Genomic DNA, 17,648 nt, shown 5'->3' with positions numbered 1-17,648 from the left:
CCGGCGCGGGCGCGATGCGGCCCGCCGGGGGAATCCCCGGGCGGCGCCTTCTTGTTGTCGTGTGTGACGCGGTTCTCGCGGTGGCTGCGGCTGCTGTTCTCCGCGGGTTTCCTCCGCGGTTCTCCGTGGCCGTGAGTGTCGCCGTAAGTGTCGGTGCGCCGTTGTTGAGCACCCTGAAGAGATGCGCACAGCACAGGGGTACGCTCGACACCGCCGGTGAGCGCAACGCACCGACAGCCGACATCGGAGAGGAGCCCTGACCCAGGGTGAGCACCAAGCCGACCACCACCGATCTCGAATGGACCGATCTGGACCAGCGGGCCGTCGACACCGTCCGGGTCCTGGCCATGGATTCAGTGCAGAAGGTCGGCAACGGCCACCCCGGCACGGCCATGGCCCTCGCTCCCGCGGCCTACCTTGTCTTCCAGAAGCTGATGCGCCACGACCCGCACGACCCGGACTGGCCGGGCCGTGACCGGTTCGTCCTCTCCGTCGGCCACTCCAGCCTGACGCTCTACATCCAGCTCTACCTCGCCGGTTACGGCCTGGGGCTGGAGGACCTCAAGAGCTTCCGCACCTGGGGCAGCAAGACACCCGGCCATCCCGAGCACGGTCACACCGTCGGCGTCGAGACCACGACGGGCCCCCTCGGCCAGGGCGTCGCCAACGCGGTGGGCATGGCGATGGCGTCCCGCTACGAGCGCGGCCTGTACGACCCGGACACCGCCGCCGGCGAGTCCCCCTTCGACCACACCATCTGGACGTTCGCCAGCGACGGCGACCTCCAGGAGGGCGTCTCCGGCGAGGCGTCCTCGCTCGCGGGCCACCAGCGGCTCGGCAACCTCGTCGTGATGTGGGACGACAACCACATCTCCATCGAGGGCGACACCGAGACCGCGTTCTCCGAGGACACCGTGAAGCGGTACGAGTCCTACGGCTGGCACGTGCAGCGCGTCGACCCGCTGCCCGACGGCGACCTCGACCCGAAGGCGCTGTACAAGGCGTTCGAGGCGGCCAAGGCCGAGACCTCCCGTCCGTCCTTCATCGCCGTGCGCTCCATCATCGCCTGGCCCGCGCCCGACGCCCAGAACACCGGGGCGGCGCACGGGGCGGCGCTCGGCGAGGAGGAGGTCGTCAAGACCAAGAAGGTCCTCGGCTTCGATCCCGAGCAGCACTTCCAGGTGGACACCGACGTGCTGGAGCACACGCGCAAGGCCTGGGACCGCGGCCGTGAGGTGCGTGGCACCTGGGACAAGCGGTTCACCGAGTGGCGTTCGGCCAACCCGGAGCGTGCGGCCGAGTTCGACCGCATCCGCGCGGGCGAGCTGCCCGAAGGCTGGGAGAAGGCGGTGCCCTCCTTCGAGGCGGGCAAGGAGATGGCCACGCGCAAGGCGTCCGGCGCCGTGCTCAAGGCGCTCGGCCCGAAGATCCCGGAGCTGTGGGGCGGCTCCGCCGACCTGGCGGGCTCCAACAACACGACGTGGGACGAGAGTTCGTTCCTGCCGGAGGGCAACCCGCTGCCGGGCGCGGACCCTTACGGGCGCACGCTGCACTTCGGCATCCGCGAGCACTCCATGGGCTCGACCATGAACGGCATCGCGCTGCACGGCAACACCCGCGTCTACGGCGGCACTTTCCTCACGTTCTCCGACTACATGCGTCCGGCCGTACGTCTCGCGGCGCTGATGAAGGCGCCCGTGACGTACGTCTGGACGCACGACTCGATCGGACTGGGCGAGGACGGCCCGACCCACCAGCCCGTCGAGCACCTGCCCGCGCTGCGCGCCATCCCCGGTCTGAACGTCGTCCGCCCGGCCGACGCCAACGAGACGGCGATCGCCTGGACCGAGGTGCTGCGCCGGCACGGCGAGAAGCCGGCCCCGCACGGACTGGCGCTGACCCGGCAGAACGTCCCCACCTACGAGCCCAACCCCCAGGCCGCCAAGGGCGGTTACGTGATGTTCGAGGCGGACGGCGGCGAGCCCCAGCTGATCCTCATCGGCACCGGATCCGAGGTCCAGCTCGCCGTCGAGGCCCGCGACGTCCTCCAGGCGGAGGGCGTGCGTACGCGGGTCGTGTCGATGCCGTCGGTGGAGTGGTTCGAGGAGCAGGACCAGGCGTACAAGGACAGCGTGCTGCTGCCGACCGTGCGGGCGCGGGTCGCGGTCGAGGCGGCCGTCGGTCTGACCTGGCACCGGTACGTCGGTGACGCGGGGCGGATCGTCTCGCTTGAGCACTACGGTGCCTCGGCCGACTACAAGACGCTCTACCGGGAGTTCGGACTCACCGCCGAGGCGGTCGTCACGGCCGCGCGGGAGTCCCTGGAGGCCGCGTCCCGCTGATGCCCCACCCCGACACGTACAGAAGCTACGACCAGCAGGAGATGCAATTCCCATGACAGACGCTCTCAAGCGCCTCTCCGACGAAGGCGTCGCGATCTGGCTGGATGACCTGTCCCGTCACCGGATCACGTCGGGCAACCTGGGCGAACTCATCGACGAGCAGCACGTGGTGGGCGTCACGACGAACCCGACGATCTTTCAGAAGGCGATCTCTTCCGACGAGAAGTACGACCAGCAGGTCTCCGATCTCGCGTCGCGCGGCGTGACGGTCGAGGAGGCGCTGCGCATGATCACCACCGCCGACGTGCGGGACGCCGCGGACGTGCTCCGGCCCGTCTTCGACGCCACCGGCGGCAAGGACGGCCGGGTCTCCATCGAGGTCGACCCGCGGCTCGCGCACAAGACGAAGCCGACGGTGGCCGAGGCGCGGCAGCTGGCCTGGCTGGTGGACCGCCCCAACACATTCATCAAGATCCCGGCGACGAAGGCGGGCCTCCCCGCGATCACCGAGACCATCGGCAAGGGCATCAGCGTCAACGTCACGCTGATCTTCTCCCTGGAGCGGTACCGGGAGGTCATGGACGCCTTCCAGGCCGGCCTGGAGAAGGCCAAGGCCCTCGGCCTCGACCTCTCCGCCATCCACTCCGTGGCGTCCTTCTTCGTCTCCCGCGTCGACACCGAGATCGACAAGCGGCTCGACGCGATCGGCACGAAGAAGGCCAAGGAGCTGAAGAGCAAGGCCGCCGTCGCCAACGCGCGCCTCGCCTACCAGGCGTACGAGCAGGTCTTCGGGCCCGCCGACGGCTCCGCCGAACCGCCCGAGCGCTGGCGCGTGCTGGAGCGCGCCGGGGCCAACAGCCAGCGCCCGCTGTGGGCTTCGACCGGCGTGAAGGACCCCTCCCTCCCGGACACGCTGTACGTGACCGAGCTGGTCGCACCGAACACGGTCAACACCATGCCGGAGGCCACCCTCAAGGCCGCCGACGACCACGGTGAGATCACCGGCGACACGGTGCGCGGAAGCTACGCCGATGCCCAGGCGGTGCTCGACGCCGTCGCCGCGCTCGGCGTCTCCTACGACGACGTCGTCCAGGTGCTGGAGGACGAGGGCGTCGAGAAGTTCGAGGCGTCCTGGAACGAACTGCTGTCTTCCACCGAGGCGGAGCTCAAGCGCCTCACGCCGAAGGAGGCGTAAGGAAGTTGACCGACGCAGCCAATCCGCTGCGTGACGCACTGGACCGGCGGCTCCCCCGCATCGCGGGGCCGTCGGGTCTGGTCATCTTCGGCGTCACGGGTGATTTGTCACGTAAAAAGCTGATGCCTGCCGTCTATGACCTCGCCAACCGGGGGCTGCTCCCGCCGGGCTTCTCCCTCGTCGGGTTCGCCCGCCGGGACTGGGAGCACGAGGACTTCGCGCAGGTCGTGCACGACTCCGTCAAGGAGCACGCGCGCACTCCCTTCCGTGAGGAGGTCTGGAAACAGCTGTCGCAGGGGATGCGCTTCGTGCCCGGCGTCTTCGACGACGACGAGGCCTTCCGCACGCTGAAGTCGACGATCGAGGAACTGGACAAGTCCCGTGGTACGGGCGGGAATTTCGCCTTCTACCTCTCCGTGCCGCCGAAGTTCTTCCCCACTGTCGTCTCGCAGCTGAAGAAGCACGGCCTCTCGGACGGCGGCGCGGGCTCGTGGCGCCGGGCCGTCATCGAGAAGCCCTTCGGCCACGACCTGCCGAGCGCACAGCAGCTCAACGCGGTCGTGCACGACGTCTTCAATCCCGACCAGGTCTTCCGCATCGACCACTACCTGGGCAAGGAGACCGTCCAGAACATCCTGGCGCTGCGCTTCGCCAACACGATGTTCGAGCCGCTGTGGAACCGCAGTTACGTCGACCACGTGCAGATCACCATGGCCGAGGACATCGGCATCGGCGGCCGTGCCGGCTACTACGACGGCATCGGCTCGGCCCGGGACGTCATCCAGAACCACCTGCTCCAGCTGCTCGCCCTCACGGCCATGGAGGAGCCGGTCTCCTTCGACGCCAAGGCGCTGGTGACCGAGAAGCTCAAGGTGCTCAACGCGGTGCGTCTGCCACGCGAGTTGGGCAAGCACACGGTGCGCGGCCAGTACACCGCGGGCTGGCAGGGCGGCGAGCGGGTGCGCGGCTATCTGGAGGAAGACGGCATCGACCCGCAGTCGAAGACCGACACCTTCGCCGCGATGCGCCTGGGGATCGACAACCGCCGCTGGGCGGGCGTGCCGTTCTACCTCCGTACGGGCAAGCGCCTCGGCCGCCGCGTCACCGAGATCGCGGTCGTCTTCCAGCGGGCCCCGTACTCGCCGTTCGACGCGACGGACACCCAGGAGCTCGGGCAGAACGCCCTGGTCATCCGGGTGCAGCCGGACGAGGGCATCACCATCAGGTTCGGCTCGAAGGTGCCCGGCACGCAGATGGAGATCCGCGACGTGACCATGGACTTCGCGTACGGCGAGTCCTTCACCGAGTCCAGCCCGGAGGCGTACGAGCGCCTGCTGCTCGACGTCCTGCTCGGTGACGCGAACCTCTTCCCGCGGCACCAGGAGGTCGAGCGCTCCTGGGAGATCCTCGACCCCGTCGAGCACTACTGGGACAAGCACGGCAAGCCCGAGCAGTACGCGTCCGGCACCTGGGGCCCCCAGGCCGCCGACGAGATGCTCGCACGCGACGGACGGAGCTGGCGCCGGCCATGAACATCGACCTCACGGACACCACTTCCAGCCAGATCAACACCACCCTCGTCCAGGCGCGGCGGTCGATCGGCTCCCCCGCCGTCGGCATGGTCCTCACCATGGTCATCGTGACCGACGAGGGCAACCACTACGACGCCCTGAAGGCCGCGAGCGAGGCCTCGAAGGAGCACCCCTCGCGCATCCTCGCCGTCATCAGGCGCCCCGGCCGCTCCCCCCGCGACCGCGCGACGGCCAGGCTCGACGCGGAGGTGCGGGTCGGCAGCGACTCCGGTACGGGAGAGACCGTACTGCTGCGTCTGCACGGCGAGTTGGCCTCGCACGCCTACAGCGTCGTACTGCCGCTGCTGCTGCCGGACGCGCCCGTCGTCGTCTGGTGGCCGGAGGACGCTCCGGACAACCCGTCGCAGGACAGGCTCGGCACGCTCGGGCAGCGGCGGATCACCGACGCCGCGGCGTCCGAGGACCCGCTCGCGGCGCTGCGGCTGCGCGGCGAGACCTACGCGCCCGGCGACACCGATCTGTCGTGGACGCGGCTGACGCCGTGGCGGAGCGTGCTCGCGGCGGGCCTGGACCAGCAGTCGCTGAAGGTGCGTTCGGCCGTCGTGGAGGGCGAGGCCCACAACCCCTCGACGGAGCTGCTCGCCCTGTGGCTCTCGGAGCGGCTGCGCGTGCCCGTGGAGCGCGAGGTCACCGACGGGCCGGGCATCACGGCCGTACGGATGGCGACCGCGGACGGCGACATCTGCCTGGACCGCGCCGACGGTTCGCTCGCTGAACTGGCCGTGCCGGGGCAGCCGGACCGCCATGTGGCCCTGCACCGGCGCGGCACGGCCGAGCTGATCGCCGAGGAGCTGCGCCGCCTGGACCCGGACGAGGCCTACGCGTCTGCTGTGCAGTACGGGACGAAGCAGACCGGCCGGGGGCGCGGCGGCAACGGCGGCGGGACCGGGGGCGGCCGCGGTAACGGCGGCACCGGCGGTGGCGGTGGCGGTGGCGGCTCCAGAACCGGCAAGTCCGCCCGGACGCATGCGGCCCCGCAGCCGGAGGAGGAGTCGGCGAAGCAGCCCGCCGCGGCCAAGAAGGCCGCCAGGTCGACCGCGAAGAGGGCAGCCAAGAAGTGAGCGCCGCCGCCCAGGTCTTCGTGCACCGCGACAAGGACGAGATGGCCCGGGCGGCGGCCGCGCGGCTCGTCGCCCGGGTCGTCGACGCGCAGTCGGCACGCGGCAGCGCCTCGGTCGTGCTGACCGGCGGGCGCAACGGCAACGGCCTGCTCGCCGCGCTGGCCTCCTCCACAGCCCGTGACTCCATCGACTTCTCACGGCTGGACGTGTGGTGGGGCGACGAGCGTTTCCTCCCGGAGGGCGACCCGGAGCGCAACGTCACGCAGGCCCGCGAAGCGCTCCTGGACTCGGTGCCGCTCGACCCGGCGCGCGTGCACCCCATGGCGCCCTCGGACGGCGCGTACGGCAACGACGTGGAGGCCGCGGCCGAGGCCTACGAGGCCGAACTGGCCGCCGCCGCACGCCCGGAGGACCACTCCCCCGTCCCCTCCTTCGACGTGCTGCTGCTGGGCGTCGGCCCCGACACCCATGTGGCGTCGCTGTTTCCCGAGCACCCCGGCGTGCGCGAGACGGAGAGCATGGCCGTGGCGGTGCACGGCGCCCCCAAGCCGCCACCGGTACGGATCTCGCTCACGCTGCCCGCCATCCGGGCCGCCCGCGAGGTGTGGCTGCTGGCGGCCGGCGAGGACAAGGCGGACGCGGTGACCCTCGCACTGTCCGGACCGGGCGAGATCCAGGCCCCGGCGGCGGGTGCGTACGGCCGCAGCCGCACGCTCTGGCTCCTCGACGAGGCGGCGGCGTCGAAGCTCCCGAGGGACCTCTATCCGCCGCTGTCGTGACTCCCCGCAGCATGACGGCGCCCCGCGGCCGGAGAGATCCGGTCGCGGGGCGCCGTCGTCGTGTGCGCGTGAGGTGAGGCGCGGTCAGGGCTGGCCGGAGGCCGACTCGTCGGCCTCCCCGGGGTAGTACGCCGGGAACGCGGCCGCGGGCTGCCGCCCCGTCTCCAGAGGGGACTCGGTCAGGTCCGCCGCCTCCGGGAGCCCGCCGCTCGGCGGGTGCACCACGGTCTCGGCGACGTCCGCGACGGTGCCGGCACCGGCCTCCGGCTCCTCGTCCAGGGTGAGCTGCTGCTCCGGCTCCAGGGCGGGGAAGAGGTCGCGGAAGGCCACCGCTCCGCCGTACTCGTCGATCAGGCGCTGCGAGTTCTCCTTGGAGAACAGGATCCCCTCGGTCCGCATCGACATCCCGCTCTCGTCGGCACGGTCCAGCAGGTCCCGTACCAGCGGACGGATCTGCGCCGACAGCCTGCTGCATGCACCTGCCGGGCTGACCACCTCGCCGAGGATGACCCACCAGGCCCCGGCGGCCGCACCGGTGTTGGCGATGAAGTCCGGCACGACCACGACCCCGCGCTCCAGCAGACGCTGCTCGGCCTCGGGAGTCGTGGGCACGTTCGCGGCCTCCACGACGAACCTGCCGCGGATCCGGTCGCAGTTGTCCTCCGTGATCGTGTGCCCGACGGCGGCCGGCACCAGCACGTCGACGTCCTGGTCGAGCCACTCGTCACCGGGGCGCTCCACGTCGTCCTCGCGCAGTACGGAGCGGTCGATGACGCCGCCGGTGCTCCGCGCGGACAGCAGCAGCTCCACGTCGAGGCCCCGCGAGGTGTTGAGGATCATGCCCTGTGCGTCCGTGATCCCGACGATCTTCACCCCGGCGTGCTCGAGGTAGAGCGCGGTGGAGCCGCCCATCGCACCGAAGCCCTGAACGACGGCGCTCGCCGTCGCGGCGGGGATGTCGCGGTGCTCAAGGGCCGCGAGCGCCGCCTCGGCCACGCCGTAACCGCCGACCAGCTCGGACAGCAGCAGGCCCTCCGTGCGTGTGTTGAACGCCTGCTGGATGCGCGAGCGCACCTCTGCCTCGTCATCGGAACGCACCACCGCGGCGTGGAACGAGGTCTCGCCGATGCCGACCCGCGCGAAGGCCTGGTCGAGCTGCTCCTGCTGCGTACCGAGGTCGCCCGCCGTCACCCAGAAGCGCTCCAGCAGGGGCCGTACGCCCTCCAGGAACCGCCCCCGCACCTCTTCGGCCCGGGGATCCGTGGGGTCGAAGTCGATTCCGCCCTTGGCGCCGCCCACGTGAATTCCGTAAGCGCCCATCTTGAGCGTCATTTCCCGTGCCAGCTCGGCCACTTCACCGATCGTGCACCCGGGCCGCATGCGCAGGCCGCCGGTGGCGATGCCCGTCACCAGCTGGTCGATCACGACGAAGCCACGAGCGGAGGTCTGGGAGTCACGCCATGTGACCTGCAGGAAGGGTTCATGCTCGAAAACCTGCATCGGCGTCTCGACAGCAGTAGGTGTCACTTGGCACTCACCCTTTCCAGTCACTGATAGGCACTTACTCACACGTACGGGATCAGCCGGCCCGGCCATTGGAGGACCAGGAGTAACGGCCGCCCATTTTGGGGAACTGCTCAAATTATTTCGCCGATTCGAGCATGCGGACACATTGAGTTAACTCGCAAGCAATCGGCGTCCGTACGGGCAGGACGAATTACGCCGCAGGCACACTTGTGGCGGGCCGTCAGAGGGCGCAAGAAGGTTCTTCGGAATTACGCAGAGAAGGTATCGCGTTGCGTTGTGCGTAGCGCCTACTGTGAGGTCCCGCTTCGCCCCTTGTCAAGGCATGTCTTGGGGCCGGTGCCCTGGCGTTTTTCCGCTGCCGGGCACTTAATTCGAACAGGAAAGAAAAGGCGGCTCAGGGCCGCGTCCCGTGCCGAAGAAAAAGGCTGATGGGAAGCCGTGCACGCCCCGGCGTGGCGTACGAATCCGCACCCCGGCACAACGGCGTCCCGGAGCCGCCGCCAACGTCCTTGCCCGGCTCTTCCGCGCTCCGTCCGAGCCCCCGGTCCGAGATCCCTCCGAGCCCCGTTCAAGCAGCAGCCCGGGCGCCGGACCGCGAAGTCCGGTGCCCGGGAGCGCGAAGTCCGGTGCGGCGGACGGTCAGCGGCCGCGAAGCCTCCGGTAGCGGCCGACGAGTGACGACGTCGAGGCGTCCAGACCCTCGGTCCCGGCGCCGCTCGTCAGGGCCGGTTCGAGCCGCTTGGCGAGGACCTTGCCCAGCTCGACGCCCCACTGGTCGAAGCTGTCGATGTCCCAGACGGCGCCCTGGACGAAGACCTTGTGCTCGTAGAGCGCGACGAGCTGTCCCAGCACGGACGGGGTCAGCTCCTCGGCGAGGATCGTGGTCGTCGGGCGGTTGCCGGGGAACGTGCGGTGCGGCACCTGCTCCTCGGCGACGCCCTCGGCGCGTACCTCGTCGGCGGTCTTGCCGAAGGCCAGCGCCTGGCCCTGCGCGAAGAGGTTCGCCATCAACAGGTCGTGCTGCCCGGCGAGTTCACCCAGGCCGGGGGCCGGGCGTGCGATGCCGATCAGGTCGGCGGGGACCATCTTGGTGCCCTGGTGCAGCAGTTGGTAGTAGGCGTGCTGCCCGTTGGTGCCGGGGGTGCCCCAGACGACGGGGCCCGTCTGCCAGTCGACGCGGCGCCCCTCCCGGTCGGTGGACTTGCCGTTCGACTCCATGTCCAACTGCTGGAGATAGGCGGTGAACTGGGAGAAGTAGTGGCTGTAGGGCAGCACGGCGTGGGACTGCGCGTCGAAGAAGTCGCCGTACCAGACGCCCAGAAGTCCCATCAGCATCGGGGCGTTGGCCTCGGGAGCCGCCGTACGGAAGTGCTCGTCGACGAGGTGGAAGCCCGCGAGCATCTCGCCGAAGGCGTCCGCGCCGATCGCGACCATCAGGGAGAGCCCGATCGCCGAGTCGTACGAGTAGCGCCCGCCGACCCAGTCCCAGAACTCGAACATGTTCTCCGTGTCGATGCCGAACTCGGAGACCTTCTCCGCGTTCGTCGAGACCGCGACGAAGTGCTTTGCTACCGCGCCCTGTTCGCCGCTCATGCCTTCGAGCAGCCACTGCCGGGCGGCGGTCGCGTTGGTGATGGTCTCGATGGTGGTGAACGTCTTGGACGCGACGATGAACAGCGTCTCGGCGGGGTCCAGGTCGCGCACCGCCTCATGCAGGTCGGCGCCGTCCACGTTCGAGACGAAGCGGAAGTCCATGTCGCGCTGGGTGTACGGGCGCAGCGCCTCGTAGGCCATCTTCGGGCCGAGGTCGGATCCGCCGATGCCGATGTTGACGACGTTGCGGATGCGCTTGCCGGTGTGGCCCTTCCACTCGCCCTCGCGCACCTTGTGGGCGAAGAGCGCCATCTTCGCCAGCACCGAGTGCACCTTCGGTACGACGTCCTCCCCGTCGGCCCGGACACGGGACGCGGCAGGCGTACGCAGCGCGGTGTGCAGCACGGCCCTGTCCTCGGTGACGTTGATCTTCTCGCCGGCGAACATGGCGTCCCGCAGCTCCACCACCCCGGCCGCGGCGGCCAGTTCGCGCAGCAGCCGCAGCGTCTCGTCGGTCACGAGCTGCTTGGAGTAGTCGACATACAGGTCGCCCACCTCTACGCCGAACCGCTCGGCACGGCCGGCGTCGTCGGCGAAGAGCGTGCGCAGATGCGTGTCGCCGAACTCCTCACGGTGCTTGGCCAGCGCGTGCCACTCGGGCAGCTGATCGAGCCGGGTGCGGCGGGCTGCGTTCATCGGCGGTCGTCACCTTCTCCTCGTGCTGAATACGCCGCGCACCAACCTAATTGACCGGCGACCGGGCCGCGCGCACCGCATGCGCGCCCGCGCATCAGGCACCCGTGACAGCACGGAGGGCCGCCTCCGTCGTCCCACGACGAGCGGCCCGTCCCGCTCAGATCTCGCCGCGGAGCTTGGCGAGGGCCTCCGCCAGGATGGCCTCGCCGTCCTCGTCGCTGCGCCGCTCGCGCACGTAGGCGAGGTGGGTCTTGTACGGCTCGGTGCGCGGCGGGTCCGGCGGATTGTCCTCGTCCGTCCCGGCCGGGAAGCCACAGCGGGGGCAGTCCCAGGTCTCCGGGATCTGCGCGTCGCTGGCGAAGCTGGGCTGCGTCTCGTGTCCGTTGGAACACCAGAAGGAGATCCGAAGGCGCGGCGCGGAATCGCCCCGCTCGGCCTCTCCCATAGGCCCCGCCCCGACCCGGCTGCCCCGGATCGCGTTGCCACTTGCCACGGTCGTAACTCCCTGCCTCGCGGTGCCGCGGAACATCGACGATGAGTCCGTCGCGGGCGCCCTAGTGTACGTAGGGCCCAACGCGCGTCCAGTGACCGGAGTTACTGCGTCGGCTCCGGACGCGAGCCTCATGATAGGCCGCGTACGGTGACTTGCGGCTGCCCTTGCAAGGCCGGAGACGCTCCCGCCGACGGGGCGCAGGCCGGGAGCCCGGAACGACGTACGAGGGGCAGGACCGGGTCCCGCCCCTCAGCCGGCTCGGCTCCGCTCCGCGGGCGTCAGGCCTGGAGCTTCGTCAGCAGCCCGAGCACCACGATGATCGCGAACCAGATCAGTCCGACCACGACGGTCAGCCGGTCCAGGTTGCGCTCGGCGACCGAGGAGCCGCCGACGGACGACTGCATGCCGCCGCCGAACATGTCGGAGAGGCCGCCGCCCTTCCCCTTGTGCATCAGAACCAGCAGCCCCAGCAGGAAACTGAAGACGATGAGGGCGATAGAGAACCCCATGATCACGGCTGGACCAACTCTCTCGGACTTCGCGGAAGACTTCACATGTGCTGTGCGGGGGCCGGACTCGGGCCCGGCCCCCGACAGCGTACGACGGGTCACTGCCCGGCGTCATACGCCTGCCCTTTCGGGCTACCCGCCACTGCTCGTGTACGGACCGTACGGGCGCCGTACCGGTCGTGCGGGCCGTACCCGTCGTGCGCCGTACTCGTGCCACTGACCGCGTGGCCGCGCCCGGTCACTGGTCCCGGAAGCGCACGATCTTGACGAACTCGTCCGCGTCCAGCGAGGCGCCGCCCACCAGGGCGCCGTCGATGTCGGGCTGCGCCATGATCTGCGCGACGTTGCCCGACTTCACCGAGCCGCCGTACTGGATGCGGACCTCGTCGGCGACGTCCTGCCCGTACAGCTCGGCGAGGCGGGCGCGGATGGCGCCGCAGACCTCCTGGGCGTCCTCGGCGCCGCAGGTCTTGCCGGTGCCGATGGCCCACACCGGCTCGTATGCGATCACGAGGGTGGCCGCCTGCTCGGCCGGTACGTCCTTCAGCGCACCGTCGACCTGGGCGAGGGTGTGCGCGACGTGGTTGCCCTCCTCGCGCACCGGAAGCTCCTCGCCTACGCACAGGATCGGCGTCAGGTCGTACTGGAAGGCCGCCTTGACCTTGGCGTTGACCAGCGGCTCGTCCTCGGCGTGGTACTGGCGGCGCTCGGAGTGGCCGATCGCCACGTACGAGCAGTTGAGCTTCGACAGCATCGGCCCGGAGACCTCGCCGGTGTACGCGCCGGACGCGTGCGCGGAGATGTCCTGTGCGCCGTACTTGATCTTCAGCTTGTCGCCGTCGACGAGGGTCTGCACGGAGCGCAGATCGGTGAAGGGCGGCAGGACCGCGACCTCGACGGCCGCCAGATCCTTGTCCGTGAGGGCGAAGGCGAGCTTCTGGACGTGGGCGATGGCCTCGAGGTGGTTGAGGTTCATCTTCCAGTTGCCCGCCATCAGCGGGGTGCGGTTGGTCACGGGGTCAGTCCTCCATTGTTCGCTTCTCCGCCTCTGCTGGGGGTACCGCCCACCGAAGGTAGGGGGAGCAGAGGTGCGGGCAGAGAGCCGCCTGCGGCTGAGCGGGCCGCACGCGCGTCGCTCACGAGTCCTCCAGTGCGGCGAGGCCGGGCAGCGTCTTGCCTTCGAGGTATTCGAGGCTGGCGCCGCCGCCCGTCGAGATGTGGCCGAATGCGTTCTCGTCGAAGCCGAGCAGGCGGACGGCGGCGGCGCTGTCGCCACCGCCGACGACGTTGAAGGAGCCGCTGTCGAGCAGCCCCTGGGCGACGGCCCGGGTGCCCTCGGCGTAGTCGGGGTGCTCGAAGACGCCCATCGGGCCGTTCCAGAAGACGGTCGCGGCGTCGGCGAGCTTCGAGGCGTAGAGCTTGCGGGTCTCCGGGCCGATGTCCAGGCCCATGAGACCGGCGGGGATGGCGCTCACGGGGACCGCCGCCGGGTCGGCCGGCGCCTTGGTCTTCAGGTCGGGGAAGCTCTCGGCGGCCAGCACGTCCACGGGCAGCACGAACTCCACGCCCAGCTTCTCCGCCTGCTCCAGATAGCCCTTGACCGCGGGGATCTGGTCCTCCTGGAGCAGCGAGCCGCCGACCTCGTGCCCCTGCGCCTTGAGGAAGGTGTACGCCATGCCGCCGCCGATGAGGATCCGGTCGGCCTTCTGGAGCAGGTGCTCGATGACGCCCAGCTTGTCGGAGACCTTCGCGCCGCCGAGCACCACGGCGTACGGGCGCTTCACGTCCTCCGTGAGCTTCTTCAGCACACCGACCTCGGTGGCGATGAGTCCGCCCGCGGCGTGCGGCAGACGAGCCGGAAGGTCGTAGACGGAGGCGTGCTTGCGGTGCACGGCACCGAAGCCGTCGCCGACGTAGAGGTCGGCCAGCGCGGCGAGTTCATCGGCGAAGGCGGCGCGCTCGGCGTCGTCCTTGCTGGTCTCGCCGGGGTTGAAGCGCAGGTTCTCCAGGAGCGTGACGCCGCCCTCCCCGGTCGCCTCCACCGCGGACTTCGCGCTGTCGCCGACGGTGTCGGTGGCGAACGTGACGTCCAGGCCGAGGAGTTCACCGAGCCGCTTGGCGACGGGTGCCAGGGAGAACTGCGGGTCCGGCGCCCCCTTGGGCCTGCCCAGGTGCGAGGCGACGACGACACGGGCGCCGTTCTCGGCCAGCTTGCGGATGGTGGGTACCGCGGCCCGGATGCGGCCGTCGTCGGTGATGTTCCGTTCCGCTGCGGATGCGTCCCCGTCGAGCGGGACGTTGAGGTCGGCGCGGACGAAGACCCGCTTGCCGCCCACTCCTTGGGCGATGAGTTCGTCGATCGTCTTCATGCTTGCTGGTGCTCTCCTTGGAGTTCAGGCCCTCGGTGCCCTCGTGCTGTCCTCATGCGTCAGGGCTCGCCGGGCGCCTCATAGCGCCCTGCGAGCCCTGCCACGTATGCCATCTCTCGGCGCTGCTCAGCTTCTACGCCGTGGAGTGCTCAGAGCTTGTCGCCGACGAAGGTGGTGAGGTCGACGAGACGGTTGGAGTAGCCCCACTCGTTGTCGTACCAGCCGACGATCTTGACCTGCTTGCCCTGGACCATCGTCAGCGACGAGTCGAAGGTGCAGGACGCGGGCCAGTTGACGATGTCCGAGGAGACGATCGGGTCCTCGGTGTACTCCAGGATGCCCTTCAGCTGGCCCTCGGCGGCCTTCTGGAATGCGGCGTTGACCTCGTCCTTGCTCGCCTCGCGGTCCAGCTCCAGGACCAGGTCGGTCACCGAGCCCGTGGGCACCGGCACCCGCATGGCGATGCCGTCCAGCTTGCCCTTGAGGTGCGGGAGCACGAGAGCGGTGGCCTTCGCGGCGCCCGTCGACGTCGGGATGATGTTCTCCGCGGCGGCGCGGGCCCGGCGCAGGTCCTTGTGCGGGAAGTCCAGGATGCGCTGGTCGTTGGTGTAGGCGTGGACGGTCGTCATCATGCCCTTGACGATGCCGAAGTTCTCGTCGGCGACCTTCGCCATCGGCGCCACGCAGTTGGTGGTACAGGAGGCGTTGGAGATGACGTCGTGCTTCGCCGGGTCGTAGGCATCCTCGTTGACACCCATGACGACGGTGATGTCCTCCTCCTTGGCCGGAGCCGAGATGAGGACCTTCTTCGCTCCCGCGGCCAGGTGCTTGGCCGCGTCCTCGCGCTTGGTGAAGATGCCGGTGGACTCCACGACGATGTCGGCGCCGAGCTCGCCCCAGGGCAGCTGGGCCGGGTCCTTCTCAGCCATCGTCTTGAAGGTCTGGCTGCCCACCGTGATCGTGTCGTCGGTGTGGCCGACCTCCTGCTTGAGGCGTCCCAGGATGCTGTCGTACTTCAGCAGGTGAACCAGGGTCGCGTTGTCGGTCAGGTCGTTGACACCGACGATCTCGATGTCCGCCCCCTGCTCGAGCAGTGCGCGGAAGTAGTTGCGACCGATGCGGCCGAAGCCGTTGATGCCTACGCGGATCGTCACGAACCGATCTCCTCGTTGGTACGCCGGTACGGACACCGGCAAAGCTGTATGGGATGTCCCCGACCGCTTCCGACCCTACCGCGCCCCACTCGTTACGGTGACATCGGCCACCCGGGGCGCAGCGGGGGCGGGCGGGCCGCGGAACGCCGCGCCGTCGGGCCTCAGGTCACGGCCCGTGGTGCGGCCCGGAGCCTTCCGGACCGCCCACTGACAGTGCGGCCCGGCCGCGGTCGGTCGTGGTCGGTTTGGTCGGTCGCGGCCTTCCGCGCCGTCAGCCGACCATCTCCTCCGTGAGGCTGGTCTCCGTACCCGGGATCCCCAGGTCCTGGGCGCGCTTGTCGGCCATCGCCAGCAGCCTGCGGATGCGTCCGGCGACGGCGTCCTTCGTCAGCGGCGGATCGGCCAGTGCGCCCAGCTCCTCCAGCGACGCCTGCTTGTGGTCCATCCGCAGACGCCCGGCGGCGGCGAGGTGGTCGGGCACGTCCTCCGCGAGGATCTCCAGCGCGCGCTGCACGCGTGCGCCCGCCGCGACCGCCGCGCGCGCCGAGCGGCGCAGGTTGGCGTCGTCGAAGTTGGCGAGGCGGTTGGCGGTGGCCCGCACCTCGCGGCGCATCCGGCGCTCCTCCCACGCCAGCACCGACTCGTGGGCGCCGAGCCGCGTCAGCAGCGCGCCGATCGCGTCACCGTCACGGACGACGACGCGGTCCACGCCGCGCACCTCTCGCGCCTTCGCCGCGATCTGGAGCCTGCGGGCCGCGCCGACCAGCGCCAGCGCCGCCTCCGGGCCAGGGCACGTGACCTCCAGCGAGGAGCTGCGGCCCGGCTCGGTCAGCGAGCCGTGCGCGAGGAACGCGCCGCGCCAGGCGGACTCCGCGTCGCAGGTGGCCCCCGAGACCACCTGCGGCGGAAGGCCGCGGATGGGTCGTCCGCGGCTGTCGACCAGGCCCGTCTGACGGGCCAGTTGATCACCGCCCGCCACGACCCGTACGACATAGCGGCTGCCGCGGCGCAGCCCGCCCGGTGCCATCACCACCAGGTCGGAGCTGTGCCCGAAGATCTCCAGTACGTCCTTGCGCAGCCGGCGGGCCGCGATCCCCGTGTCGAGCTCCGCCTCGATCACGATCCGCCCGCTCACCAGGTGCAGGCCGCCCGCGAACCGCAGGATCGACGAGACCTCGGACTTCCGGCAGCAGGTCCGGGTGACGGGGAGCCGGGAGATCTCGTCCTTCACCGCAGCCGTCATCGCCATGGGCCGATCCTTCCATGCATCCGAAAAATACGGTCGTACGCGGCGGCCAGCAGCTCCGGATCGTGCCTGGCTGCGCCTCCCCCGGGCCCTTCGCCCCGGGACGCGCCTCCGGTCGCTGCGACCGGTGACAGCTGAGCCGTCGCTCCGAGCCGCTCGGCGGCCTGACACAGGGAATCCTGGTCGGGGACGGCGTCCTCGTCGGCCAGCACCACGTCGAAGGCGAGTTTAGGGGCGTGTCGGGCCAAAACCTCCAAATGACGCTGCGGGGAGAAGCCTTCTGTTTCACCCGGCTGTGGCGCGAGGTTCAGCGAGAGCACCTTGCGGGCCTTGGTCTGCGTCAGGGCGTCCAGCAGCCCGGGGACGAGGAGATGCGGGATGACGGAGGAGAACCAGGAGCCGGGGCCGAGCACGACCCAGTCCGCGTCCAGCACGGCCCTGACCGCCTCGCTCACGGCGGGCGGGTCGTGCGGCACGAGATGCACCTGCTGCACCTCGCCCCTGGTCAGCGCGACCGTCGCCTGGCCGCGCACGGTCGTGACCTCGTCGGGGCGCTCAGGGTCGTGGCCTCGTACCAGCGCCTGGAGCTCCAGGGGGACGGCGGACATCGGCAGCACCCTGCCGTGGGCCCCGAGCAGCTTGCCCACCAGATCGAGTGCCTGCACGTGGTCGCCGAGCTGCTCCCACAGCGCGACGATCAGCAGATTGCCGACCGCGTGGTCGTGGAGGTCGCCGCGGCTGACGAAGCGGTGCTGGACGACCTCGGCCCAGGTGCGGCCCCAGTCGTCGTCGCCGCAGAGGGCGGCGAGCGCCTTGCGCAGGTCTCCCGGCGGCAGTACGCCCAGCTCGTCGCGGAGGCGGCCGCTGGAACCGCCGTCGTCGGCGACGGTGACGACGGCGGTGAGGTCGCCGGTGATGCGGCGCAGCGCCGTGAGAGAGGCGGACAGGCCCGCGCCGCCGCCGAGCGCCACCACCTTCGGCTGGGCGCCGCGCCGTGCCGTGCGTGTGCCGACAGGGCGCCGCAGCCGGATGGTCCTACGAGGCATGCGCGTTTCTCACGTCCACAGTCCGCAGTCCGTCCACAGTCAGTCC

14 protein-coding genes are annotated in these 17,648 nt (G+C 70.3%); 5 read left to right on the top strand and 9 right to left on the bottom strand.

Annotation, left to right across the window (positions count from 1 at the left end):
- Positions 1-266 precede the first annotated feature (266 nt).
- The 5 genes from tkt to pgl are packed head-to-tail and all read left to right on the top strand — an operon-like array spanning position 267 to position 6,969.
- On the top strand, positions 267-2,342 hold the full coding sequence (gene tkt / locus HCC61_RS18895) for a transketolase (protein WP_169136777.1): 2,076 nt from the start codon (positions 267-269) through the stop codon (positions 2,340-2,342).
- A 52-nt stretch (positions 2,343-2,394) separates the two neighbouring features.
- On the top strand, positions 2,395-3,537 hold the full coding sequence (gene tal / locus HCC61_RS18890; protein ID WP_169136775.1) for a transaldolase: 1,143 nt from the start codon (positions 2,395-2,397) through the stop codon (positions 3,535-3,537).
- 5 nt (positions 3,538-3,542) lie between these two features.
- Entirely contained in the window at positions 3,543-5,069 is a 1,527-nt protein-coding gene (gene zwf, locus HCC61_RS18885; protein ID WP_169136773.1) for a glucose-6-phosphate dehydrogenase, read from the top strand.
- Positions 5,066-6,190, top strand: a complete 1,125-nt coding sequence (gene opcA, locus HCC61_RS18880; protein ID WP_169136771.1) for a glucose-6-phosphate dehydrogenase assembly protein OpcA — start codon at positions 5,066-5,068, stop codon at positions 6,188-6,190. The genes zwf and opcA overlap by 4 nt, the downstream gene beginning before the upstream one ends.
- Entirely contained in the window at positions 6,187-6,969 is a 783-nt protein-coding gene (pgl, locus tag HCC61_RS18875; RefSeq protein WP_169136769.1) for a 6-phosphogluconolactonase, read from the top strand. Before opcA ends, pgl begins: the two co-directional genes overlap by 4 nt.
- A gap of 84 nt (positions 6,970-7,053) precedes the next feature.
- On the opposite strand, the gene HCC61_RS18870 is transcribed toward pgl, so the two are convergent.
- From HCC61_RS18870 to yvcK, 9 genes are all read right to left on the bottom strand, one after another.
- Entirely contained in the window at positions 7,054-8,496 is a 1,443-nt protein-coding gene (locus HCC61_RS18870) for a Glu/Leu/Phe/Val dehydrogenase (RefSeq protein WP_169136767.1), read from the bottom strand.
- 639 nt (positions 8,497-9,135) lie between these two features.
- Complete coding sequence (pgi, locus tag HCC61_RS18865; RefSeq protein WP_169136765.1) at positions 9,136-10,785, bottom strand: glucose-6-phosphate isomerase; 1,650 nt, start codon at positions 10,783-10,785, stop codon at positions 9,136-9,138.
- Positions 10,786-10,942: 157 nt separating this feature from the next.
- Positions 10,943-11,278, bottom strand: coding sequence for an RNA polymerase-binding protein RbpA (locus tag HCC61_RS18860; protein WP_169136763.1), 336 nt, complete (start codon positions 11,276-11,278; stop codon positions 10,943-10,945).
- Positions 11,279-11,556: 278 nt separating this feature from the next.
- A complete protein-coding gene (gene secG, locus HCC61_RS18855; RefSeq protein ID WP_206322660.1) occupies positions 11,557-11,787 on the bottom strand; it encodes a preprotein translocase subunit SecG in 231 nt (76 codons plus the stop codon).
- A gap of 238 nt (positions 11,788-12,025) precedes the next feature.
- The gene (tpiA, locus tag HCC61_RS18850) at positions 12,026-12,802 is read right to left on the bottom strand and encodes a triose-phosphate isomerase (protein WP_169136759.1); all 777 of its coding nucleotides are present in this window, start codon (positions 12,800-12,802) and stop codon (positions 12,026-12,028) included.
- Positions 12,803-12,923: 121 nt separating this feature from the next.
- On the bottom strand, positions 12,924-14,156 hold the full coding sequence (locus tag HCC61_RS18845; protein WP_169136757.1) for a phosphoglycerate kinase: 1,233 nt from the start codon (positions 14,154-14,156) through the stop codon (positions 12,924-12,926).
- A gap of 149 nt (positions 14,157-14,305) precedes the next feature.
- Positions 14,306-15,310, bottom strand: a complete 1,005-nt coding sequence (gene gap, locus HCC61_RS18840) for a type I glyceraldehyde-3-phosphate dehydrogenase (RefSeq protein ID WP_169136755.1) — start codon at positions 15,308-15,310, stop codon at positions 14,306-14,308.
- 271 nt (positions 15,311-15,581) lie between these two features.
- Positions 15,582-16,559 (bottom strand): DNA-binding protein WhiA, encoded by a 978-nt coding sequence (gene whiA, locus HCC61_RS18835; RefSeq protein WP_169136753.1) that lies wholly within the window; start codon positions 16,557-16,559, stop codon positions 15,582-15,584.
- Positions 16,550-17,602, bottom strand: coding sequence for a uridine diphosphate-N-acetylglucosamine-binding protein YvcK (yvcK, locus tag HCC61_RS18830; RefSeq protein WP_169136751.1), 1,053 nt, complete (start codon positions 17,600-17,602; stop codon positions 16,550-16,552). The genes whiA and yvcK overlap by 10 nt, the downstream gene beginning before the upstream one ends.
- Positions 17,603-17,648 lie beyond the last annotated feature (46 nt).

The sequence above is a fragment of the Streptomyces sp. HNM0575 genome, from assembly GCF_012726265.1.
Classification (GTDB): Bacteria; Actinomycetota; Actinomycetes; order Streptomycetales; family Streptomycetaceae; genus Streptomyces.
The sequence above is the reverse complement of the archived record's forward strand: the minus strand, read 5'-3'. Positions and strand labels throughout refer to the sequence as shown.